The organism is Pseudomonas sputi (assembly GCF_021603585.1).
Taxonomy (GTDB): Bacteria; Pseudomonadota; Gammaproteobacteria; order Pseudomonadales; family Pseudomonadaceae; genus Aquipseudomonas; species Aquipseudomonas sputi.
On the sequence record NZ_BQHI01000003.1, the window covers coordinates 352,204 to 374,400 of the forward strand.

A 22,197-nucleotide genomic window follows, 5' to 3' on the forward strand; every position below is an offset into this window, starting at 1 on the left:
CCGATGTTCGACGCATTACTGCGTATGCAACTGGGCCCGATCATCGAGCGCCTGGCGGAAATGGAAGCGGAGATTGAAGACCTGCACCGTCGCGCCGAGAGTTATTGCCGCATAGGAATCTGTCAGGAGGTCGATGCGGCGAGCAACACCTGCCGGGTCAGCCACGGTGGATTGCTCACCCCGGCCATCAAGTTCTTCAACCCGAGCGCCGGCGCGCAGAGCGAGTCGCGGATCCCGACGGTGGGTGAGCAGTGTCTGCTGTTCAACTACGGCAGCGGTGAAAGCGGCGCCCAGAGCGTGGCGTTGTTCGGCCTGAACAGTGACCGTTTTCCACCGGCCTCCACCGTACCAACGCTGACGCGTCGTGTTCATCAGGACGGCAGCGAAAGCGGCTACGACGACGCCACGCACACCCTGCACTGGCAAAACGGTCCGGCAGCCTTCAGCGGCTCTCGCGAATCGCTTGAACTGAGCATCGGCCCGGCACGGCTGGCGATGACACCGCAAGCGATCAACCTGCAACTGGGCGCCGTCGGCCTGACCATCGACGCCTCGGGCGTGCACTTCAGCGGCCCGCTGGTGGATCACCAGGGTCGCGTCATCAGCCCCTGAATCAAGAGCTTCCCATGATCGGAATCGATAGAGACAGCGGGGCCACGGTCGACGACTGGCTGCAGTTTGTGCAGCGCGCGACCCGGGCCCTGACCACGCCGCTGGGCACCCGGCAAAAAAGGCCCCTTTATGGTTCGTTGATCCCCACATTGCTGGGGCAAAACCTGGGCGACGACATCCTGTTGCTCGCCCAGAGCCACGCAGCCCAGGCGTTCTACAACCCGCAAAACGGCATCAGCGATTTCCAGCCCGGCGTGATCGTGGCGAGCCGAAAGGGCGCCGGGTTGCTGCTGAGATTTGCCGGCACCTGGAAAAACCGCCAACAGACTTTCGAGGTCGTGACATGAGCATGTTGATCCCCGGCCAGAATCAGTTGGCCGAACCCTCCTTGATCAAGGTCGATGCCTTCGAGGATTTGCTCGCCGAGTTCAAGGCCTTCGTGGTCGAGTACGTCGGCGCCCGCTCGCCGCAGAGCGCGGAAAAACTCAAGACCAGCCTGGACAACGAAAGCGAACTGCTGACCCTGGCCCTCGAGGCTTTCTGCGTTCGCCTGCAAACCCACGAACGCAAATACAACGCCCGGATCAAGCAGATGCTGGCGTGGTGGGCCACCGGCAGCAATCTAGATGCGCGGCTGGCGGACATGGGGCTGGAGCGACAGTTGCTCGATCCGGGCGATCCGGCGGCATTCCCGCCGGTGCCGGCGATTTACGAGAGCGACGATGACGCCCGGCTGCGTTATTACCTGGCGCCCCATGCGCCGGCGGCGGGCTCGCGGATGCAGTATCGCCGCGAAGTTTTCACCCTTGGCGAGCGGCCGACGGTGAAAGTCGAATCCACCGATGCCGGTGTGGTGAACGTCACTTACACCTTCGACCCGGACGGCCTCGCCGCGCAGGTCAAGGACGGTAACGGCCGCCGCACCGCGCCGGGTGAAGTGCAAGTCACCGTGCTTGCCCGAGAGGGCGACGGTACGCCATCCGTGACGTTGCTCGACGGCGTGCGCCGACACTTTGCCCGGCCCGATGTCTGTCCGGAAACGGACAAGGTCACGGTGCAGGCTGCCGAGATTCAGCGCTACAAGATCCGCGTCGTGGCCATGATCAATTCCGGCCCGGATTCGGGCCTGACCAAGGTCGCTGCACAGCAACACTTGCAGGCCTACGCCGACAGCTGCCATCGCCTGGAAGGCCGGGTCGACCCGAGCTGGATCGACTACACGCTGCACAGCGCCGGCGCCGTGCAATTGCAGATTCTTGAACCGCTGGAGCCTGTCGTGTGCTCGGCGTTTCAAGCGCCGTACTGCACGGCGGTCGAGGTCGAGGTGCAGACGCTATGACCGATCAGACACCGCGTCCGACCCTGCTGCCGGCCAACAGCTCGGCGCTGGAACGGGCACTCGATATCGGCTTCGGCGCATTGCTTGATCGCGTTGCTCCGCCGTTTCCCGAATTGATGAACCCGGCCTCAACCCCCGTCGCCTTCCTGCCGTATCTCGCAGCGGATCGTGGCGTTGCCGAATGGAGCACCGACGCACCGGAAGCGGAAAAGCGCCTGACCGTCGAACTGGCCTGGCCCACCGCGCGCCAGGCCGGCACTCGCAAGGCGCTGGAAAACGCCGCCAAGGGCTTGCAGCTCAGGCCGGAAATCCGCGCCTGGTACGAACAGACACCGCCCGGCGAGCCTTACAGCTTTTCCGTGCGGGCCTTCAGCGAACAACCCTACAGCGAAGAAATCGACGCCCGTCTCGACCGACGCCTGGCGGATGCCAAGAGCGAGCGGGACGTGCTGTCGGTGTCGGTCGGCCTCAGCGCCTTCGGCAATCACGTCATTGGCGCCGCGACTTTCTGCGGTGAGCTGACCACGGTTTATCCGGTGTTCATCGAAGGGCTCGAAACCTCGGGAGAGGCGTTCATGGGCGCAGGCATGTACACCGTCGAAACATCCACTATTTATCCTCAGGGGGCCTGAATGGCTGACTATTACACCCTGCTCACCAACGCAGGGATTGCCTACGAAACGGCGTGCAAGGCTGCGGGCTTGCCGATCAAGCTGACGCAGATTTCCGTCGGCGACGGAGGCGGCGCGGTCTACAACCCGGCCGCGACGGCTACCGCGCTGAAACGCGAAGTCTGGCGCGGTCCGCTCAACGCACTGTTCCAGGACGAGAAAAACCCGAGCTGGCTGCTCGCCGAAGTCACCATCCCGCCGGACGTCGGCGGCTGGTACGTGCGTGAAGCCGGGCTGTGGACCGACACCGGCATTCTCTACGCCATCGTCAAATACCCGGAGTCGTTCAAACCGGTACTGGCCACTTCGGGCTCCGGCAAAGAGTTCTACATCCGCTCGATTTTCGAGACCAGTAATGCTTCGCTGGTGACGCTGCTGATCGACGACACCGTAGTCAAGGCCACTCGCGCCTGGGTCATGAGCTACCTCGCCGAAGAACTCGGCAAACTGGATGGCAAACAGTCGGTTCGCGTCGCCGCCACCGCCAATGTGGTGTTGAACGGTGCGCAGCAGATCGATGGCGTGGCGGTGATTGCGGGTGACCGCGTGCTGCTGCCGAATCAGACCCTGGCGAAAGACAACGGTCTGTGGATCGTCGCCAACGGCGACTGGATCCGGGCCAACGATGCCAACGTCAGCGCCAAGGTCACCCCGGGCCTGACGGTGATGGTGGAAGAGGGCACGCTCAACGGCGATTCGCTGTGGCACCTGACCACCAACGCGCCGATCACCCTCGGCACCACTGCGCTGACGTTCAAGATGCTGGCAGGTCGTACCGGGATTGCCGCCGGGACTTACAAGAGTCTGAGCGTCGACGAATACGGCCGCGCGACGGCCGGCTCGAATCCCGACACGCTGGCCGGTTTTGGCATCAAGGATTCGTACACCAAGGCTGAAGTCGAGGCGCTGATTGCCAAGGCCTCGGCGCTGCCGGTGGGCTCGATTGTCGCGTTCCCTGTCGATACGCCGCCGCCGGGTTTCCTGGAGCTGGACAACAGCGTCAAGAGCAGCGCGACTTACCCGGACTTGAGCGCCTATCTGGGTGGCAAGTTCAACAAGGGGGATGAGGGCGTCGGGAATTTCCGCTTGCCTGAGGCGCGTGGGGAGTTCTTGCGGGGTTGGGATCATGGGCGTGGCATCGATGGCGGTCGGGCAATCGGCAGTTCTCAGACTGACACGCTGCAGAACATCTACGGCACCTTTGATGGCTATCTCGATATCACCACCGTAAGTGGCGCGTTCACAATGGGCAACATGAGCCGGTCCTCATCGCCGCTCAACCAGAAAGACGCTTACCACAGTGTGATCCTTGATGCTTCAAAGGTGGCTCGTACTTCCACGGAAACCCGCCCCCGCAACATCGCCGTCATGTGGTGCATCAAGGCCTGGAACGCTCCGGTCAATCAGGGGCAGATAGACGTTGCCGCACTGACCGCCGAGCTGGAAAAAATGAAATCGGCGGTACCGGTGGGCGCCTTGATGCCGTTCCCGTCTGGTGTCGTGCCTCCTGGCTATCTGGAAGCGGACGGCAGTCTGTTTCAGGATGCGCTCTATCCGCACCTTGCCGCTTACCTGAACAAGAAGTTCAACATTGCTGGTGACGACGCGAGCTATACGCGGCTACCGGATACGCGTGGTGAGTTCCTGCGTGGTTGGGATCATGGGCGTAGTGTTGATGCTGGCCGAACGATTGGTAGCTGGCAAAAGGCATCTGAACACGTATTTGATATCGGCACATCGATATCGACGGTATCGGACAGGAACGCTTCGTCGTCGCCTGACACAGCTTTGTTGGACATGGGATACGACGCCGTTAACGTTGCGGACTATCCGGGCGCCCAGTACACCGTGTCGGTTATCAATGCCAGCTCGACAGTTGTTAACAGCGATCAATTAGCCTTTGGCGGCACACGTCCGCGCAACTTGGCGGTGATGTGGTGCATCAAGGCCTGGAACACACCGGTTAACCAGGGAACGATTGATATCGCCTCGCTTGAGCAGCGAGTGATTAAAAACGAGTTTGGTCGCCTTCTGAATATTCAGAAGTTTACGGCTAACGGGACCTACGTTCCGTCGCCCGGGATGAAAAAGGTTCGGATTCGGATCGTGGGAGGCGGAGCAGGATCTGGCGGTGCATCTGCTACGGCATCTGGCCAAGTCTCTGCGTCCGGTGGTGGCGCGGCTGGCAGCTATGCGGAGGCGCTACTGACGGCGGAGGAAATTGGCGCGAGTCAGTCGGTCATCGTAGGTCTTGCAGGGATCGCTGGATTGGCTTCAGGCACAACTGGAACCAGTGGCGGCACAGGCGGCGCCACCTCGGTGGGGGCACTGTTGTCTGCCCCGGGCGGTCTGGGGTCAATCTTTTCTATTGCTGTATCAACGGTAGGTTATGCCTTGTACGTGGGCGGCTATCCGGGGGCGCCATCCTCTGGAGGCAATTTACTCAACATGCCTGGTGCGCCTGGATATCCCGGTATATCCGTCAATGGGTCGACTCTGGCTGGTCATGGCGGTAGCGGACCACTTGGTGCAGGGGGAAGTGGGTACGGTATCGGCGCTTCGATTCAGAACGGTACGGGATACGGGGGCGGTGGTGGTGGTGTGGCCAACGGCCCATCTATGGCAGCGCGCAACGGCGCACCGGGCGCTGGCGGTGTTGTGATTTTCGAGGAATACGCCTGATGAAAAAATACGCCCTTCTTTACATGGGTAAGGCCGTTCAGTTGTTCGAAACCGACGGCGACATAAAGACGATGTTTCACCCGGATATGAATTGGATCGAATGCCCCGGCGAGGTCGAAGAGGGTTGGCTGTACGACGGCGAGCGTTTTGCGCCAGAAGGCGTTCCGGTGGTCTCGCTGGATGAACTCAAGGCCGCTGTGGCGGCTGAGCGCTTCGCTCGGGAGGGCGTCGGCATTGTCGTCGGCAGCCTGCAAATCGAGACAACCCGCGACAGCCAGGCGCTGATCGCAAGCATGGGGCTCTCAGCCATTTTCGATCCTGAATACCGCTGCAATTTCAAAACAACGAAAGGATTCGTCGAGATTGGAGCTGCGCAAATCATCGATATTGCGAAGGCAGTACGGGCGCACGTCCAGGCTTGCTTTGACCGGGAGCTGACGTTGTTACGCGCAATCGAGACAGGCGAGTACCACGACGAAATGCTTACCGAGGGTTGGCCGGACTCATCGTCTGCCGATACCGCAGATCTCAAATAAACGCCCCGCATCCCGGGGCGTTTTCTTTCCCCCAAAAAACACTCAACACCCACCAAGCCCCCTCCCAACGAGGGGCTTTCCCGTTTATGGAGAAACGAAAAATGGCAACCCGCCAAACCTACACCGTGCTCGTTCCATTCCCCACCGGCGGTGGGCACTGGTCGAGCGTCGGCCAGGAACTCGATCTGCTCGACGTCGAGGCCAGTGCCCTGCACAGCGCCGGTCGACTGGAGCTGAAAACATCTACCAACAAGGCCGTGAAGGCCGCTGCCAAGAAGGCTGACTGACTATGGCTGAGGTTCTGAACTTCGAGCACAACGGCATTACCGTCAATGCCACCGAATCCCCCGAGGCCATGGGTGGCCTTGGCGACAACGTCATCGGTCTGGTCGGCACCGCGCCGAAAGCCGATCCGCTGATTCCGCGCAACGCACCGTTTCGCATCAACAGCTTCACCACCCACGCGCTGCTCGATCCGACCGGATCGGAAGAGGGCACCCTGTACCACGCGGTTTACCAGATCCTCAAAGTGGTCAAGGTGCCGGTGTACGTAGTGATCGTCGAAGCGGGCGCGACCCCGGCCGATACCGTCAACGCGGTGATCGGCGGTGTTGAACCGGCCACCGGCCGCAAGCTCGGTCTGGCGGCACTGGGGAGCGTCCCGGAAGACCTGACCATCATCGGCGCGCCAGGCTTCACTGGCACCAAGGCGGTGGCCAGCGAGTTCGCCGCGTTCGGCAAGCGCATCAAGGCCCGTGTGGTGCTGGACGGCAAGGACGCTTCGGTCGCCGATCAGGTGTTGTACAGCCAGGAACTGGGCGGCGCTGACCTCGGTTTCGACCGTTGCCTGGTGGTGCACAACATGCCCGCCGTGTACTCGAAAGCAGCGAAGAAAAACGTCTTCCTCGCGCCCTCCAGTCTGGCGATTGCCGCGCTGGCCAAGGTCAAGCAATGGGAAAGCCCGGGCAACCAGGTGACCTACGCCGAAGACGTGTCGCGGGTCGTCGAGTACAACATCCTCGACACCTCCACCGAAGGCGATCTGCTCAACCGCTACGGCGTCAGCTACTACGCCCGCACCATCCTTGGCGGCTTCTCGCTGCTGGGCAACCGCTCGATCACCGGCAAGTTCATCAGCTACGTCGGTCTGGAAGACGCCATCAGCCGCAAGCTGGTGAAGGCCGGCCAGAAAGCCATGGCCAAGAACCTGACCAAGTCGTTCATGGATCAGGAAGTCAAACGCATCAACGACTGGCTGCAAACCCTGGTCGCCGACGAAACCATTCCCGGCGGCAGCGTGTACCTGCACCCGGAACTCAACAGCGTCGAGAAGTACAAGAACGGTACCTGGTATGTGGTCATCGACTACGGCCGCTACGCGCCGAACGAACACATGGTTTATCAACTCAACGCCCGCGATGAAATCATCGAGCAGTTCCTGGAGGACGTTCTCTAATGTTTACCAACCGCGTAAGACAGGCCATCGCGGCCACCCTGCAAGGCCTGCCGTTGTCGGCGACCGTGGAGGAATTCACTCCGCCGAAGATCGACTTCGACATGGAAAGCATGACAGGCGGGCGCTTCATCGTTGAGGAAATGGCCAAGAGCGCCAAGCCGCTGAATGCCACGCTCAAGCTGCAAGGCACTGGCGCTGAAGTGCTGCTGGCGATGGGCGTGAAACTGGGCGACGACATTCTGCTGAACGTGCGTGAAGCCGGTCAGGATCAGGACGGCAACCCCTGGTTCACCTATCACACCATTGGCGGCAAGCTCAAAACCATGAGTGAAGAAGCAATCAAAATGGGTAGCAAAGCCCTGACGACTCTTGAGTTCTCCTGCCGCACCTACAACCGCCTGGAAAACGGCGTGCCGGTGATCGACATCGACGTGCGCACCCAGAAGTTCGTGCTCAACGGCGTCGACATCCTCGGTGATGCCCGTCGTGCGGTGCTGATGCCGTAAGCCTCGGCTAAAGGCAATCACAAAACCCTGTGGGAGCGGCGGTGCGACTTGCCCGCTCCCACAAGGGACTGCAACACCCCTCAAGAATCACCAAGGAATTCATACATGTCGTGGATGCCACCCAAGCATGACCTGCTGTCGCCGATCACCGGTGACGACGGCTCGCAGATTGAATCGATCCAGCTCAAGCCGCTGTTCTACGCCGCCCAGAAAGAAGCGCTGGAACGCGCCGGCGATGACGAAGACGACCAGTTCTTCGAGCTGGCGCTGCTGGCCACCGGCCTGTCGGTCAAGGAGCTCGACCAGCTCAAGCGTCCGGATTACGTGACCATCGCGCAGTACGTGCACGAGTTCTCGACCCGTCCGTCTTCGTACTTTCTCGATCAGGTCGAAGACGCGGAAAAATCCGACGATCCCGATCAGGTGCAACTGCTGCAACCGCTCGCCGTCACCGGCCGTACCGTGACCTCGCTGAGCCTGGAAATGCCGGCACTGCGGGCCACCAAAGTGATGAAGAAACTGAAAACGGCCAAGGAACGCGCCGAGTTCATCACCGCCCATTGCACCGGCCTGATGATCCCCGATCTGGCCCTGATGACCGTGCCGGACTGGACGCAATTGCAGGTGCGCATCGACGATTTTTTAAACCAGCCGGCGGCCTTCTTTCAGAACGCGACATCGAAGTAATCCTCGATATCGTGCCGCTCATTTACCCGGTAAGTGAGGCGGAGATTCTGGAGTGGGACGCCGAAAAGGCGTTGCGCCGCTACGACATAGCGATCACTCGCCTTGGCGTGAAACAGGAGTAGAGCGGCATGGCAGAGAGCAAGATTTCGCTCATGAATGCCGGCGACAGCGCCGGCGCAGGGTTTGGCAGTATCACTCTGAGCACGGCTGCGCTCGCAGGTGCTGGGCAAACCGCGTTGGATCAGACCAGCGACCTGCGCCAGGCACTGCTGACGGCCAGCGGAAAAATCGTGCTGCTGACTTCGGCAATCGATGCATTGAGCGTGACCCTGTCCGCCTTGCGTGGGTTGCCACAGGCTGCGAGTGCCGGAGCGAAGAGTGAGTCATCCGGCGGGCATAAAACACCGGAAAAATCCTCCGGGGGCGCTGAGCCTCCCGAGACGCGCAAGGCCGCGATGACCATGGATTCGGCGGCGGCCACTCTTGCGAGTGTGGCGCAGCTTTCCCGCGATGACGGGAAAGACATGGCCCTCACTAGCCTGAAAATGGCCAGTGCCACGCTGGTGGCCGCCGGAGGCACTACCGGGGTTGAGCTGGTCAGGATTGAAACCCTGGCAGCCAAGGCGGGAGTCGGCAGCGAAGCGGTAAACGCCGAGGGCAAGAAACGCGAATTGCTCACTTTTGCCAGCGATGCGGCCATTACTGCATCGGCATTCAAAGTTACCGGGCTGGAAGCCGGTGAAATGTTGAAGGTCTGGCGCACTTCGATGAAGCTCTCGCGCGATCAAGCCCTTGATCTGGCGGATGCGGCCAATCATCTCGGCAAAATGCCCGGAGATGTCCAGGCGGCTGATATTGGTTCTGTTCTGCAGCAATCGGGCGAGGCGGCAATCAGCGCAGGCTTGCAGCCTGAGCAGGCCGCGGCATTGACGGCAGCGCTGCTGAACAGCGGCGCGAAAAAAGACGATGCCGGCAATGCGTTGAAGAACATTTCCGATGCACTGGGCAAGGGCGATCAAGCCTCCATGGCCGAGAAAGGTGCCTGGAAGCAACTGGGCCTGGATCCCAAGGCAGTGGCCGAAGCCATGCGTGATCCTGACAAACAGAATGCCCAAGGCGCTGTTCTGTCGGTGCTTGCGGCCTTGAATACCAGACCGGTGGAGCAGCGCTCGACATTGGCCCGGACATTGTTCGCGGTCAGTGGAGACACCGCGTTGTCGCTGTCTCAGGACCTCGGCAAGGTGAACGAAGCCTTTTACCTGGTCAGCGACAAAAGCCGATACGCGACATCGAAGCTGGGTGATAAAAGCTCGGTAAGAGAGTCCGCACAGGCACTTGCCAATACTCAGCAGGGGCAGTGGAACATCAGGAATGCCCGTGAGGAACGTTTGGCGGTCGCCAAAGGCAATGCACTGGCGCCCGATATCGAAACGCCCGGTGAGAGCCATTCGATAGACAGGCTGAGCGATCTGGCCGAAACCTACCCGAAAACCACGGGTGCAGTTCTGACGGCGACGGCCTGGATCAAACCGGTGTTCGACGCCGTGACCGATGCGGTGGTCGGTGAGCTGAAAGACCGGGGAGGCAAATGGATCGTTGATAAAGCTGCCAGTTCCCTTCCCGGTCGTTCAAAGCTCGGCTTGTCTGCAGCAACCTCTGCGACGGCCGTGGCTGAAACTCAGGGCTTGGCTCTGGCCGGTCGCAGTGCCAGTGCTGGCAACGGTCTGAAAATACTCGAACAGACTGCAAGGGTTGCTACACCGCGGCTGGAGCCTGTGCTTGCATCGGTGCAGCCGGCCTCGCGCTGGATGCCTTGGCAGGCGAAGGCGGCGATTGGTGCTTCGGCTGTCGCCGCAGGTATTGCCAGCGGTGACAAACAGCAGATCGCGCAAGGTCTCGGTGCCGCTGGTGGCGCCTGGGCCGGTGCGGTCGCCGGTAGCTCGATCGGCGCCTCCATCGGCAGTGTGGGACTGGCGCCGGGCATGGCACTTGGCGGTCTGATTGGTGGACTGGTCGGGGGATGGCTGGGCGCTGAGGGAGGAGGCTTTTTAGGTGAGAGGCTCATGTCCAGCGCGCCGGACAAACTCGCCCCGCCGGCCGAAGTCGCTAAAGACCTGGCGGGTGCACAGACGCAGAACCAGCAGGTTTCCTTCTCTCCGACGATCCAGGTCACCTGTCCTGCGCCCGACACGGCCCAGCAAATTCATTCGATTATCGAGCAACAGCTGTCCGGCCAGTTTCACGGACCTTTCATGTCGCTGCTGACCACCAACCCCTTGGGCACACGCCGCGATGCAGCCCTGACTGACGGAGCCGGTACATGAAACAACAAATGGCACTGGGCAGTTTCATCTTCGGTCTGTCCCGGAATTTTGCGTACAGCACGCTGGCGCGGAAGTCCGATGGCGGCTGGACGGAACTGCCGATCCTGACCAGCAAACCCAAATCCCATCAGAGCGGACAGAAGCCAGAAACCCTGACCATCTCCGGCACCTCGATGTACGCCGTGGCGATGGAGCGGCTCGATGAGCTGCGTGCGTTGCAAGCACTACGGGTGCCACTGCCGTTGATTGACGGCATCGGTCGCAACTGGGGTTTGTGGCGGATCAACAGCATCGACGAAAACCAGAGCGAGGTCATCGATGACGGCACCGCGATGGTGATCAAGTGGGTCATCGGATTGTCGGAGTTCAACAATGCGTAAGGTACGGAGCATGGCCGGTGACTCGGTGAATCTGTTGCTGTACCGCGAAACCGGTCGCAGCGATGACAGCGCCGAAGAAGCCCTGTGGACACTCAACCCGACCCTGGCCGAGCACGGCCCGATCCTGCCGGCAGGTGTCTGGGTGACGCTGCCGGAGCTCGACAGCAGACCGGCCGCAATCAAACCGGTTCTGGCCTGGGATTAAGGAGGCTGCATGGCACAGGGATTTACGCCGGCGATTGAAATCTACGGCGCCCACAAGGACCTGCTGAACCAGCGCCTGATCAGTTGGGAACACATCGATGCCGCTGGCATGGAGTCCGATCAACTGACGCTGGTGCTCGACCTGGAAGGCCTTGAAGGCTTGCCGACCCTGGGCGGAACCATCGGCTTGCGGGTCGGCTATCTGGAGACCGGGCTGGTCGAAAAGGGCCAGTTCAAAGTGACCCGACTGACACCCACGCTGTTCCCGCTGCGCCTGACGCTGGTCGCGACTGCCGCGCCTTTCAGCGGCAAGGACGACACCGGATTCAAGGAACGGCGCACGGCCAGTCATGGCCCTACAACCCTTGGCGGACTGTTTCGCGAGCTGGTCTCGAGACACGGATTCTCGCCGCGCGTGGATGCCGAACTGGCGCTGATCCGGATCGCCCATGTCGACCAGTCGAACGAAACCGACATGAGCTTCATCACACGCCTGGCGAAAAAGTACGACGCGGTGGCCAAGCCGTTCAACGACCTCTATGTATTGGCGAAACCGGCGCAACTGAAAAACCTGTCGGGCCAGGTGATACCGGACGTCAGGCTGTCGGTGACCCACAACAATCGGCCGGGTGATCACGCCTTCATCAGCGCCACGCTGGAAGAGACGGCCCGCACCCAGAACCAGGGTTGCAAAACCTCCTTTTGGGACAGTGCGCTCGGCAAGCTGCAGGAGGTGATCACCGGGTCCGAACCCTACAAGGTCATTCGCCAGAAACTGGCCAGCGAAGAAGAAGCCAAAGCCATCGGCGAGGCCGAAGTGCGCAAGATGCTGCGCGAGAAATACAAGCTGAAGGTCACCTGTCCGGGCGATCCGCTGCTGGCAGCCGAAGGTCTGCTGGTACTCGACGATACCTGGCCGGACTTCATGCGCGGTCGCTGGTCGATTGAAAAGGTCACGGCCAGCGGCAAGCGCGAGGAAAGCTATCGCTGCCTGATCGAAGCGACCGGCCGCGATCCCGAGGCAAAAGCCAAGGACTGATCCCCCGGTCTCATCGCCACACCTCGCTGTGGTCATTCATAAAACCTGGAACGCTCCCCATGAAGGTCTCCCCGATCCTCACGCAGCTGCGTGCGCAATGCCCAAGCCTTGCCGGCCATATCGCGACAGGTGTTGACCTGGCGCTACTGCAAGGCGACCCGAATCTGCCGATGCCCTCGGCCCATGTTTCACCGCTGGCCGACCTGGCCAGCACCAGCACCGCCCAGAACGCCGCCAGCCAACCGATCCGCGACCGCTTCGAAATCATCCTGGCACTCGATGCCACGGACGCCACAAAAGCGCTGGATCTGTTGCACGACCTGCGCGCCGAACTGTGGCGGGCGCTGGTGGGGTTCAAACCCGATTCCAACTACAGCGCCATCGTTTACGACGGCGGCGAAACGGTCTCGATCACCAGCAGCCGCGCGTTCTATCGGCTGCGCTTTTTTGCCGAGTTCCAGCTGGGCCGCAATCTGCCAAGTCAGCCTGCGGAGAGTTGGCACGAGCGCGAACTGGACGGTTTGTCGTCCTTTACCGGGGCCACCGTGCGGGTCGATGCGATCGACCCGGCCGACCCCAACCTGAAACGCCCGGGCCCTGACGGGCGCGTGGAACTGACTTTCTCTGGAGACGTAACCCCATGAGCAACCGCATCACCGTAGTGCCGGCCCCTGGCCGTGCCGTGCCGGACCCGGAAGCCGGCGACCTGCTGCCACTGGAAGGCCGTGAAGTGCTGGACAGCGCCTGGTGGCGCCGGCGTCTGACCGACGGCGATATCACCCTCAAAACCGCAACAGCCAAACAAAAGGGAGCCAAATAATGGCGATCGGATTCAGCAACATCCCTGCGGACATTCGTGTACCGCTGTTCTATGCCGAAATGGACAACTCGGCCGCCAATAGCGCGTCCTCGTCCATGCGCCGCCTGATCGTGGCGCAGGTCAACGACAACATCGCCCCGAGCGAAGTCGGCAAACTGGTGCTGGTTTCCAGCGTGGCACTGGCCAAGAGCATTGGCGGCCAGGGTTCGATGCTCGCCTCGATGTACGAGACCTTCCGCAAGGCCGACCCGATCGGTGAGATCTGGTGCCTGCCGCTGCACAACGCCACCGGCGCCATCGCCAAAGGCGTGCTGACCCTGACCGGCACCGCGACTCAGGCCGGCGTGCTCAACCTGTATGTCGGCGGCGTTCGCGTCCAGGCCACTGTGGTCAACGGTGCCACTGCTGCTCAAGCGGCGACGGCTCTGGCTCAGAAAATCAACGCCACCGCCGATCTGCCGGTGAGCGCTGCGGCCGCCGAAGGCGTGGTCACGCTGAACGCCAAATGGACTGGCGAGAGCGGCAACGACATCAGCCTGCAATTCAATCGCCTGGGCAAGAGCAACGGCGAAGAAACCCCGGCCGGCCTGACCACCGCCATCACCGCCATGACCGGCGGCGTCGGTGTGCCTGATCAGGTAGAAGCGGTTGCCGCACTGGGTGACGAGCCGTTCGAATTCATCGCGCTGCCATGGTCTGATCTGGCCACCCTCAACACCTGGCAAGCGGTGATGGACGACAGCACCGGTCGCTGGTCGTGGGCCAAGCAACTGTTCGGTCACGTCTACAGCGCCAAGCGCGGCACCGTCGGCACGCTGGTGGCGGCCGGTCAGGCACGCAACGACCAGCACATGACCATTCAGGCACTGGAACCGGGCGTTCCACAACCGGTGTGGGTACAAGCTGCGGCACTGGCTGCGCGCACTGCGGTGTTCATCTCCGCCGACGCCAGCCGTCCGACCCAGAGCGGCAGCCTGCCGGGTGTCGATCCGGCTCCGGCCAGCGAGCGTTTCACCCTGACCGAGCGTCAGTCGCTGCTCAACTACGGCATCGCCACCGCGTACTACGAAGGCGGTTACGTGCGCATCCAGCGCTCGATCACCACCTACCAGAAGAACGCTTACGGCCAGGCTGACAACTCGTACCTGGACAGCGAAACCATGCACCAGTCGGCGTTCATCGTGCGTCGTCTGCAAAGCGTGATCACCAGCAAGTACGGTCGCCACAAACTGGCTTCCGACGGCACCCGTTTCGGCGCCGGCCAGCCGATCGTCACCCCGGCGACCATTCGCGGTGAGCTGATCGCCCAGTACGCCAAGCTCGAACTCGAAGGCCACGTGGAGAACGCCGAGCTGTTCGCCGAGCACCTGATCGTCGAGCGCGACGTGCAGGACCCGAGCCGCGTGAACGTGCTGTTCCCGCCGGATTACATCAACGGTCTGCGCGTGTTCGCACTGCTCAACCAGTTCCGCCTGCAGTACGACGACGCGGCCTGATCGCCCGTTTGAATCTATGAATCCAGCCCACTTCGCGTGGGCTTTTTATTTGAAGGGAGTAACACCATGGGTCAACTGATTGCAGGCACCTGCTACGTCAAGGTCGACGGTGCACAACTGACTATCAATGGCGGCTGCGAAGCCCCGTTGATGGCCGTCAAACGCGAAACCGTCGTGCCGGGTTTCTACAAGGAAACCGACATCGCGCCGTCGTTCAAAGTGACCGCGCTGCACACCGCTGACTTTCCGCTGAAGAAGCTGATCGAAGGCACCGACATCACCGTCACCTGCGAATTCAGCAACGGCAAAGTCTATGTGCTGGCCGGTGCCTACCTGGTCGAAGAGCCAGTTTCCAAGGGCGATGACGCCACCATCGAACTGAAATTCGAAGGCATCAAGGGGACCTGGCAATGAGCGGCGCCGTGAAGCTTCAGGTTGCGATCGAAGCTCACGGCGAGCCCCTGACCGAACTCGTCCTGCGCCGTCCGACGGTGCAGGAAGTGCGAGCGATCAAGGCGCTGCCGTACAAGATCGACAAGAGCGAAGAGGTCAGCCTCGACATGGACGTGGCGGCCAAATACATCGCCGTGTGCGCCGGCATTCCGCCGTCGTCGGTCAACCAGCTGGATCTGGCTGACCTCAACGCGCTGAGCTGGGCCGTTGCGAGTTTTTTCATGAGTGCGGCGTCGGAGCCATCACCGACCTGATTTCGGTCGCCTATGACCTGGCCTGGTTCTGGAAGGTTGACCCCGAACAGATGATGGCCAGGCCACTGGATGTGCTTCGCGAATCGCTGGAGCACGCGCAACGGATCAATGCGATGCAGCAGGTGCAGTGATGGCAGAAGAAACCAAAGCTAAAGCGTCGGTGCTGCTGACCGGCATCGACGAACTGTCACCCAAACTCGGCGCCCTGCGAGTGAAGGTCGATGACTTCAAGAAAAACCTCGAACAGACCGGCCTCGGTAAACTGGACATCAGCGGTCTGTTCAAGGGCGGCAGCGTGATTACGCCGTTCGTGGACGGGATCAAATCGGCTGCGGCGTTTCAGGGCAAGTTGACCGACGTCAGCGAGACGGCGAAAACCGTCGACCTGCCGGACACGCCCAGGGCCGCGGCGCAGAACATGAACGTGTTCAGCGCATCAATGGAAAAGGTTTCCGCGGCGGTGGATGCTGCACTCGTACCTGCCGTGGGTGCGCTGGTGGTCGGGCTGGAGCCGATGCTGACCCAGGTCGGCAGCCTGCTGGCCGACAACCCGAAACTGGTCGAAGGCCTGGCGGCCGGGGCGATTGCCTTCTCCGCCATGCAAACCGCCGTCACCGGTATGACCCAGGTGATGGACGTCATGAGCATGGTGCTCAAGACCAATCCGATCATGTTGATTGCCATGGGCATTGCGGTGGCGGCCGGTCTGATCGTGGCCAACTGGACACCGATTTCCGCGTTCTTCACAGGATTGTGGGAGGGCGTGAAAAACGCCGGGGCCAGTGCAATGGCGACGTTGCGCTCGGTGCTCGACTGGCGGCCGCTGGAGGCACTGGCGGCGCTGTGGGAACCGGTCACGGGTTTCTTCTCGGGCATCTGGGACAAGGTCAAGGCCGTGACCGCGCCGGTGATCGACTTTTTCAAGTCGGTTTTCTCGTGGTCGCCCGCCGGCATGATCCTGGACAACTGGGGGCCGTTGACCGGTCTGTTTTCGGCGATCTGGGAACTGCTCAAGGCCTTGAGTGTGCCGGTGATGGCGTTCCTCAAAGGTCTGTTCGACTGGACGCCACTGGGCATGATCATCAGCAACTGGGGCGCGATCACCGGTTTCTTCGCCTCGATCTGGGCAGCGTTGCAACCGGCGGCGCAAGCCATCAAGGACTTCTTCGGCACCCTGTTCGACTATTCCCCGCTGGGGATGATCATCAACAACTGGGGCGCCATCGTGACGTTCTTCGAACCGATCTGGGCCACGCTGCAAGCCTCGGCACAGCAGGTCAAAAGCTTCTTCCAGAGCCTGTTCGAATGGTCGCCGCTGGAGCAGATCGCGCAGTACTGGCAGCCGATCAGCGAAGTGTTTTCGGCGCTGTGGGGCGTGGTGCAGGCATTGGCCGCGCCGGTGCTGGAGTTCTTGCACAACATGTTCGAATGGACCCCGTTGGGGCAGATCATCAAGAACTGGGGACCGATCACCGAATGGTTCGGCGAGCTGTGGCAAAAGCTGCAAACCGTCATCGCACCGATCAAGGAACTGTTCGACGGTGGCTTCGCCGGGCTGATCGCCAAGGTCACCGGCAAGGTTGAAACCCTGACCGAAGCCCAACGCCAGACCAATGCCGAAGGCAAGGGCGAACTGGCGCCGGCCTTCTTCGGTGCCGGTGTGAAACCCGAGGGCGGCAGTGCGTTGCAGGGCGGTTCGTTGCCGCAATCCTCCGGCGCCCTGATCCAGCAAAGCGCCGCCAACAACCGCACGCAACTCGAAGGCGGCCTGACGGTGCGCTTCGAAAACGCGCCGGCGGGGCTACGCACCGATCAACCGCAAACCAATCAACCGGGGCTGGCGCTCAGTTCGCGCATCGGCTATCGCTCGCTGTCCATGGGAGGTTCCAATGAACTGGCGTGACCGTTTGTTGCCGGCATCCTTTCGCGGTGTCGGTTTCTGGATCGACCAGGCGAAAACCCCGGTCGGTCGCAAGGGGCAGTTGCACGAGTATCCGCAACGCGACCTGCCGTTTTTCGAGGACCTTGGTCAGCAGGCCAAGACCCACGATCTGACGGCGTTCATCATCGGTGCCGATTGCCTGGCGCAGCGCGACAAGCTGCTCCAGGCCCTGGAGCAGGGCAGCGGTGAACTGGTGCATCCGTGGCTGGGCCGCTTGCAGGTCAAGGTCGGCGAGTGCGACATGACCCATACCCGCCAGGACGGCGGGATGGTGACGTTCACCCTGAAGTTCTACCCCGACCGGCCGCTGCCGTTTCCGACGGCGACGGTCAGCACGCAGAAAGTGCTGCTGGCCAAGGCCGACGGTTTGCTCGGCTCGGCGGTGGCGCGCTTCGAACAGGCGATGACCCTGATCAAGGCGGCGCGGATCGGCATCGCCAATCTGCGCAACAGCCTCACCGGCGTGTACGACGTGATCAAGGAACAGCTCAAACCGCTGATCGCGCAGTACAAGCAAATCACCGAGCTGGTCAGGGCCGTGAAGGAACTGCCCAAGGAAGTGGCAGCGGAGTTCAAGGGCTTGCTCGGCGATATCAAAGAGCTGAAGGCGTTCGCGAAGGAGGGCTACCGTGGCGTGATTGCCGACGTGTCCCAACAACTCGAAGCCATCCGCAAGGCCGATGCACCGAAAATCACCACCGGCAAGGACACCACGGCTGCGGCGCAGGCTCTGGCCAATCTGGTGCAGGACACGCTGATCGTCAAAGTGGCGCAATGGGTGGCTTCGATGCCAGTGGCGTCGAAACCGGTGAAATTGAACTCGACACCTTCGCTGGATCAGCAATCGAAGCAGCCGGTCAGTCGTCAGGAAGTGCCGGTCACGGATGATCTGCAAACGCTGCAAAAAGCGTTGAACGAAGTGCTGCAAATGGCTCAGGACAAGGCCGATCCCGCGCACTACCAGGCCATCGCCGATGTGAAGGAAGCGCTGATCGCGCACCTCAAGGCTGTGGCTTCGTCCGGTGTGCGGCTGGTCAGCAAAACCTTCCAGGAAACCTTTCCGGCGGTGGTCGTGGCTTACAAGCAGTTTGGCGATGCCACCCGTGTGACCGAGGTCATTCAGCGCAACGGGCTGTCTCATCCGGGGTATTCACCCAACGAAGTGAAAGTCTCCGGGGAGTGAGCCATGAACGAGACTGACAACCGCGTCACGCTGACCGTCAACAACATGGAATACGGCGGCTGGAAAAGCGTGCAGATCACCGCGGACCTGGAGCGTCAGTTCCGCACCTTCAAACTCGATATCACCTGGCAATGGCCGGGGCAGACCGTGGATCAGCGGATCAAGGCCGGCGACCCGTGCGAGGTGCGGATCGGCAAGGATCTGGTGCTCACCGGTTATGTGTTCAAGGCCCCGATCAGCTATGACGGGCGGCAGATCAGCCTGAGCATCGAAGGCAGTTCCAGGACCCAGGATCTGGTCGATTGTGCGGCGCGAAACATCCCCGGCCAATGGCAGGAACAGTCGCTGTTGAACATCGTCCAGGCCCTGGCCGGGGAGTACTCGCAGTTTGTGGTCAACGAGATTCCCGAGACTGCACGCTTGAGCAAACACACCATCGTCCCGGGTGAAACGGTGTTTCAGTCGATCGACCGTTTGCTCTCGCTGTACCGGGTGTTTTCCACCGATGACGCTGAAGGCCGGCTGGTGCTGGCCAAACCGGGCAGCGGCGGCCGCGCCAGCGATGCGCTGGAGCTGGGCAAGAACATTCTCTCGGCCAATGCGCCGATGGATTACAGCCAGGTGTTCTCCGAATACAAGGTGATCGGCCAGCAAAAGGGCAACGACAAGAAGAGCGGGGCGGCAGCCAGCGAAGTGGAATCGACGGCGACCGACCTGAGCTTCAAACGCCGGCGCACCACGATCATCAATGAAGGCTCGCAACTGACGTTCGAACTGGCCCAGCAACGGGCCCAGTGGGAAAGCGCCACGCGCATGGGCCGGGCGCTGACCACCACGTATCAGGTGCAGGGCTGGCGTCAGTCCAACGGCGATCTGTGGCGTCACAACACGTTGGTGCGGGTCAAGGATCCGGTGCTCGGCTTCGATGAAGACATGCTGATTTCCAAGGTGACGTACTCGCTGTCGGCGCAAGGCTCGGTGACCACCCTGCAAGTGGCGCCGCCGCATACCTTCGACGCCAACCCATTGCCGGCGAAAAAAACCTGAGCCCGACACCGCCCTTCAAGGAAACCCTATGAGCCTACTGACACGCCTGCTGGCGCGCGGCACTGTCGTGCTCGCCAGTTCGGCCTCCAAGCTGCAATCGCTGCAAATGCGCCTCACCGCCGGTGAAGTGAACGACGACATGGAGCACTTCGAACCCTACGGCTTCACCAGCCACCCGCTGGCCGGTGCCGAAGGCGTCGTCACGTTTCTCGGCGGCGACCGTTCCCATGCCATCGCCCTGGTGGTCGCCGACCGCCGTTACCGCCTGCAATCGCTGGCGGCCGGCGAGGTGGCGATCTACACCGACGAGGGCGACAAAATCCACTTCAAGCGCGGCCGGATCATCGACATCGAAACCGCCACGCTCAACATTCGCGCCAGCACCGCGGTGAACTTCGACACGCCGGTGATCAACCAGACCGGCAAGATCGTCTCCACCGGCGATCAGCTGGCCGGTGGCATCAGTCAGATCAAGCACGTGCACGTTGGCGTGCAGGCCGGCAATGCTCAGACCGGCGTGCCGGCGGGAGGTCAGTGATGCTGTTCAGTCAGAACCTCCACGCTGCGCTCACCCGTGCGGTGTTGATCAGCCTGTTCACCTGGCGCCGAGCGGCCGACGACGATGCCCTCGACGACGAGGAGCGTTTCGGTTGGTGGGGTGACACCTTTCCGACCGTGGCCGACGACCGCATCGGCTCGCGATTGTGGCTGTTGCGCCGGGTCAAGCTGACCCGCCAGACCCAGATGGACGCCGAGTTCTATGCCCGCGAAGCCTTGCAATGGCTGATCGACGACGGCCACTGCAGCGCCATCGACATCATCAGCGAACGCCTCGACGCCCAGCGCCTGAACCTGCGCACGGTCCTGACCCTGGCCGACGGCGAACGCCTGGACATCAACCCCGAAAACAGTTGGCAGGTGATCTATGCCGTTTGAAACCCCTTCGCTGCCGGTGCTGATCAAGCGCACCCAAAGCGACCTGGCCGGCGATTCGCTGCGCCAGTCCGATGCGCAAGTGCTGGCCCGCACACTCGGCGGCGCCGCTTACGGTCTGTACGGCTACCTCGACTGGATTGCCGAGCAGATCCTGCCCGACACCGCCGATGAATCGACCCTGGAACGCATCGCCGCACTGCGCCTGAACCAGCCGCGCAAACCGGCGCAGGTCGCCACCGGCACGGTCAGCTTCAACGCCACGGCGGGTGCGGTGCTCGATGCCGATACGTTGCTGCAATCGAGTGACGGTCGCACCTTCAAAGTCACCGCCACCCGCACCACCGTCAATGGCGTCAACAGCACCAGCATCGCCGCGCTGGAGGCCGGCAGCCTGGGTAATGCCGAGGCCGGGCTGGCGCTGACGCCGGTGCAGCCGATCGCCGGCGTGGTCGGCAACAGTTTTGTGGTGCTGGCGCCGGGACTCAACGGTGGCGTGGCGCGGGAAAGCCTGGAGTCGCTGCGCTCGCGGGTGATCCGTTCCTATCGCGTCATCCCCCACGGCGGTTCGGCCAGCGACTATGAAACCTGGGCGCTGGAAGTGCCGGGCGTGACGCGGGCCTGGTGCCGTGGCGGCTTCCTCGGGCCGGGCACCGTCGGCGTGTACATCATGCGCGACGACGACCCGCAACCGGTGCCGAATGCCGCTCAACTGGCCGAAGTGCAGGCCTACATCGAGCCGTTGCGCCCGGTGACCGCCGAAGTGCATGTACGCCCGCCTGTACAGAAACCGGTGACCTATCAGCTGAAGCTGACCCCCGACACCACCGCCGTGCGCGCCGCCGTCGAAACCCAGCTGCGCGACTTGCACAATCGTGAAGCCGATCTGGGCGAGGATCTGTTGATCAGCCATATCCGCGAAGCGATCAGCAGCGCGGCGGGCGAGACCGATCACGTCCTGTCAGCCCCGGTGGCGAATGTGCCCGCGGGTGACAGCGAACTGCTCACCTTCGGGGGTTGCGTATGGCTTCCATAAGAACCGCCGCGCAATACCAGGCGCAACTGCGCGCTTTGTTGCCTTCGGGACCTGCGTGGGATCCGGAGCGCGTGCCGGAACTCGAGGAAGTGCTGCAAGGCGTCGCCGTCGAACTGGCGCGCCTCGACGCCCGCGCCGCCGACCTGCTCAACGAAATGGACCCGGCCGGCGTCAGCGAACTGGTGCCGGACTGGGAACAGGTGATGAATCTGCCCGACCCGTGCCTCGGCGCCACGCCGCTGTTCGACGACCGTCGACTCGCTGTGCGCCGGCGCTTGCTCGCAGTTGGCAGCCAGGCCGTCGGCTACTACCTGGACATCGCCAAAAGCCAGGGTTACCCCAACGCCACCATCACCGAACTCGAAGCCCCGCGCATGGGCCGCTCGCGTTTCGGCGCGGCGCACTGGGGCACCTGGGAAGCGCAGTTCATGTGGACGCTCAACACCGGTGGGCGGCTGTTGCTCGGCCGGCGGTATGGCGCGAGCTACTGGGGCGAGCGCTTTGGCGTGAATCCGGGCTCGGCGCTCGAATGCCTGATTCATCGGGCGGCGCCGGCGCATACCAAGGTGCATATCAACTATGACTAGGAAGGAGTGA

Annotated in this window: 26 protein-coding genes; all 26 read left to right on the top strand. The window is 62.0% G+C overall.

Going from position 1 to position 22,197, the window contains the following annotated elements:
• The first annotated feature begins 3 nt into the window (after positions 1-3).
• The 26 genes from L6D81_RS06495 to L6D81_RS06620 all read left to right on the top strand — a co-directional run bounded on the left by L6D81_RS06495 (position 4) and on the right by L6D81_RS06620 (position 22,187).
• Positions 4-612, top strand: a complete 609-nt coding sequence (locus L6D81_RS06495; RefSeq protein ID WP_236178353.1) for a phage baseplate assembly protein V — start codon at positions 4-6, stop codon at positions 610-612.
• Positions 613-626: 14 nt separating this feature from the next.
• Positions 627-959, top strand: a complete 333-nt coding sequence (locus tag L6D81_RS06500) for a phage baseplate protein (protein ID WP_236178354.1) — start codon at positions 627-629, stop codon at positions 957-959.
• The gene (locus tag L6D81_RS06505) at positions 956-1,951 is read left to right on the top strand and encodes a baseplate J/gp47 family protein (RefSeq protein WP_236178355.1); all 996 of its coding nucleotides are present in this window, start codon (positions 956-958) and stop codon (positions 1,949-1,951) included. The genes L6D81_RS06500 and L6D81_RS06505 overlap by 4 nt, the downstream gene beginning before the upstream one ends.
• Positions 1,948-2,583, top strand: a complete 636-nt coding sequence (locus tag L6D81_RS06510) for a phage tail protein I (RefSeq protein WP_236178356.1) — start codon at positions 1,948-1,950, stop codon at positions 2,581-2,583. Before L6D81_RS06505 ends, L6D81_RS06510 begins: the two co-directional genes overlap by 4 nt.
• Positions 2,584-5,304: a phage tail-collar fiber domain-containing protein gene (locus L6D81_RS06515; RefSeq protein WP_236178357.1), complete on the top strand. Its 2,721-nt coding sequence runs from the start codon at positions 2,584-2,586 to the stop codon at positions 5,302-5,304.
• Positions 5,304-5,840 carry a DUF4376 domain-containing protein gene (locus L6D81_RS06520; RefSeq protein WP_082934365.1) on the top strand — a complete coding sequence of 179 codons (537 nt, stop codon included), beginning with the start codon at positions 5,304-5,306 and terminating at the stop codon, positions 5,838-5,840. The genes L6D81_RS06515 and L6D81_RS06520 overlap by 1 nt, the downstream gene beginning before the upstream one ends.
• Positions 5,841-5,941: 101 nt before the next feature.
• Complete coding sequence (locus tag L6D81_RS06525; RefSeq protein WP_236178358.1) at positions 5,942-6,127, top strand: hypothetical protein; 186 nt, start codon at positions 5,942-5,944, stop codon at positions 6,125-6,127.
• Between the two features lie 2 nt (positions 6,128-6,129).
• Positions 6,130-7,296 (top strand): phage tail sheath protein, encoded by a 1,167-nt coding sequence (locus L6D81_RS06530; protein WP_236178359.1) that lies wholly within the window; start codon positions 6,130-6,132, stop codon positions 7,294-7,296.
• A complete protein-coding gene (locus tag L6D81_RS06535; protein WP_236178360.1) occupies positions 7,296-7,802 on the top strand; it encodes a phage major tail tube protein in 507 nt (168 codons plus the stop codon). The genes L6D81_RS06530 and L6D81_RS06535 overlap by 1 nt, the downstream gene beginning before the upstream one ends.
• Before the next feature lie 105 nt (positions 7,803-7,907).
• A complete protein-coding gene (locus L6D81_RS06540) occupies positions 7,908-8,489 on the top strand; it encodes a phage tail assembly protein (RefSeq protein ID WP_236178361.1) in 582 nt (193 codons plus the stop codon).
• A gap of 128 nt (positions 8,490-8,617) precedes the next feature.
• Positions 8,618-10,813 (top strand): phage tail tape measure protein, encoded by a 2,196-nt coding sequence (locus L6D81_RS06545; RefSeq protein ID WP_236178362.1) that lies wholly within the window; start codon positions 8,618-8,620, stop codon positions 10,811-10,813.
• Positions 10,810-11,193: a phage tail protein gene (locus tag L6D81_RS06550; protein ID WP_236178363.1), complete on the top strand. Its 384-nt coding sequence runs from the start codon at positions 10,810-10,812 to the stop codon at positions 11,191-11,193. The genes L6D81_RS06545 and L6D81_RS06550 overlap by 4 nt, the downstream gene beginning before the upstream one ends.
• Positions 11,186-11,398, top strand: coding sequence for a tail protein X (locus L6D81_RS06555; RefSeq protein WP_236178364.1), 213 nt, complete (start codon positions 11,186-11,188; stop codon positions 11,396-11,398). Before L6D81_RS06550 ends, L6D81_RS06555 begins: the two co-directional genes overlap by 8 nt.
• A 9-nt stretch (positions 11,399-11,407) precedes the next feature.
• Positions 11,408-12,436, top strand: a complete 1,029-nt coding sequence (locus L6D81_RS06560) for a phage late control D family protein (RefSeq protein ID WP_236178365.1) — start codon at positions 11,408-11,410, stop codon at positions 12,434-12,436.
• A gap of 59 nt (positions 12,437-12,495) precedes the next feature.
• Positions 12,496-13,080: a phage tail terminator protein gene (locus L6D81_RS06565; protein ID WP_236178366.1), complete on the top strand. Its 585-nt coding sequence runs from the start codon at positions 12,496-12,498 to the stop codon at positions 13,078-13,080.
• A complete protein-coding gene (locus L6D81_RS06570) occupies positions 13,077-13,256 on the top strand; it encodes a DUF2635 domain-containing protein (RefSeq protein ID WP_236178367.1) in 180 nt (59 codons plus the stop codon). Before L6D81_RS06565 ends, L6D81_RS06570 begins: the two co-directional genes overlap by 4 nt.
• Positions 13,256-14,752, top strand: coding sequence for a phage tail sheath subtilisin-like domain-containing protein (locus tag L6D81_RS06575; protein WP_197868720.1), 1,497 nt, complete (start codon positions 13,256-13,258; stop codon positions 14,750-14,752). Before L6D81_RS06570 ends, L6D81_RS06575 begins: the two co-directional genes overlap by 1 nt.
• A gap of 66 nt (positions 14,753-14,818) precedes the next feature.
• Positions 14,819-15,166: a phage tail tube protein gene (locus L6D81_RS06580; RefSeq protein WP_007908779.1), complete on the top strand. Its 348-nt coding sequence runs from the start codon at positions 14,819-14,821 to the stop codon at positions 15,164-15,166.
• Entirely contained in the window at positions 15,163-15,459 is a 297-nt protein-coding gene (locus L6D81_RS06585; RefSeq protein ID WP_003222226.1) for a phage tail assembly protein, read from the top strand. The genes L6D81_RS06580 and L6D81_RS06585 overlap by 4 nt, the downstream gene beginning before the upstream one ends.
• Positions 15,460-15,589: 130 nt before the next feature.
• On the top strand, positions 15,590-17,362 hold the full coding sequence (locus tag L6D81_RS06590) for a phage tail tape measure protein (RefSeq protein WP_236178368.1): 1,773 nt from the start codon (positions 15,590-15,592) through the stop codon (positions 17,360-17,362).
• On the top strand, positions 17,349-18,584 hold the full coding sequence (locus L6D81_RS06595) for a DNA circularization protein (RefSeq protein ID WP_236178369.1): 1,236 nt from the start codon (positions 17,349-17,351) through the stop codon (positions 18,582-18,584). Before L6D81_RS06590 ends, L6D81_RS06595 begins: the two co-directional genes overlap by 14 nt.
• A gap of 3 nt (positions 18,585-18,587) precedes the next feature.
• A complete protein-coding gene (locus L6D81_RS06600; protein ID WP_236178370.1) occupies positions 18,588-19,631 on the top strand; it encodes a phage baseplate assembly protein in 1,044 nt (347 codons plus the stop codon).
• Between the two features lie 28 nt (positions 19,632-19,659).
• Complete coding sequence (locus L6D81_RS06605) at positions 19,660-20,169, top strand: phage baseplate assembly protein V (RefSeq protein WP_236178371.1); 510 nt, start codon at positions 19,660-19,662, stop codon at positions 20,167-20,169.
• A complete protein-coding gene (locus L6D81_RS06610) occupies positions 20,169-20,567 on the top strand; it encodes a phage GP46 family protein (RefSeq protein ID WP_236178372.1) in 399 nt (132 codons plus the stop codon). The genes L6D81_RS06605 and L6D81_RS06610 overlap by 1 nt, the downstream gene beginning before the upstream one ends.
• Positions 20,557-21,600: a baseplate J/gp47 family protein gene (locus L6D81_RS06615; protein ID WP_236178373.1), complete on the top strand. Its 1,044-nt coding sequence runs from the start codon at positions 20,557-20,559 to the stop codon at positions 21,598-21,600. Before L6D81_RS06610 ends, L6D81_RS06615 begins: the two co-directional genes overlap by 11 nt.
• Positions 21,588-22,187, top strand: coding sequence for a YmfQ family protein (locus L6D81_RS06620; protein ID WP_236178374.1), 600 nt, complete (start codon positions 21,588-21,590; stop codon positions 22,185-22,187). Before L6D81_RS06615 ends, L6D81_RS06620 begins: the two co-directional genes overlap by 13 nt.
• Positions 22,188-22,197 lie beyond the last annotated feature (10 nt).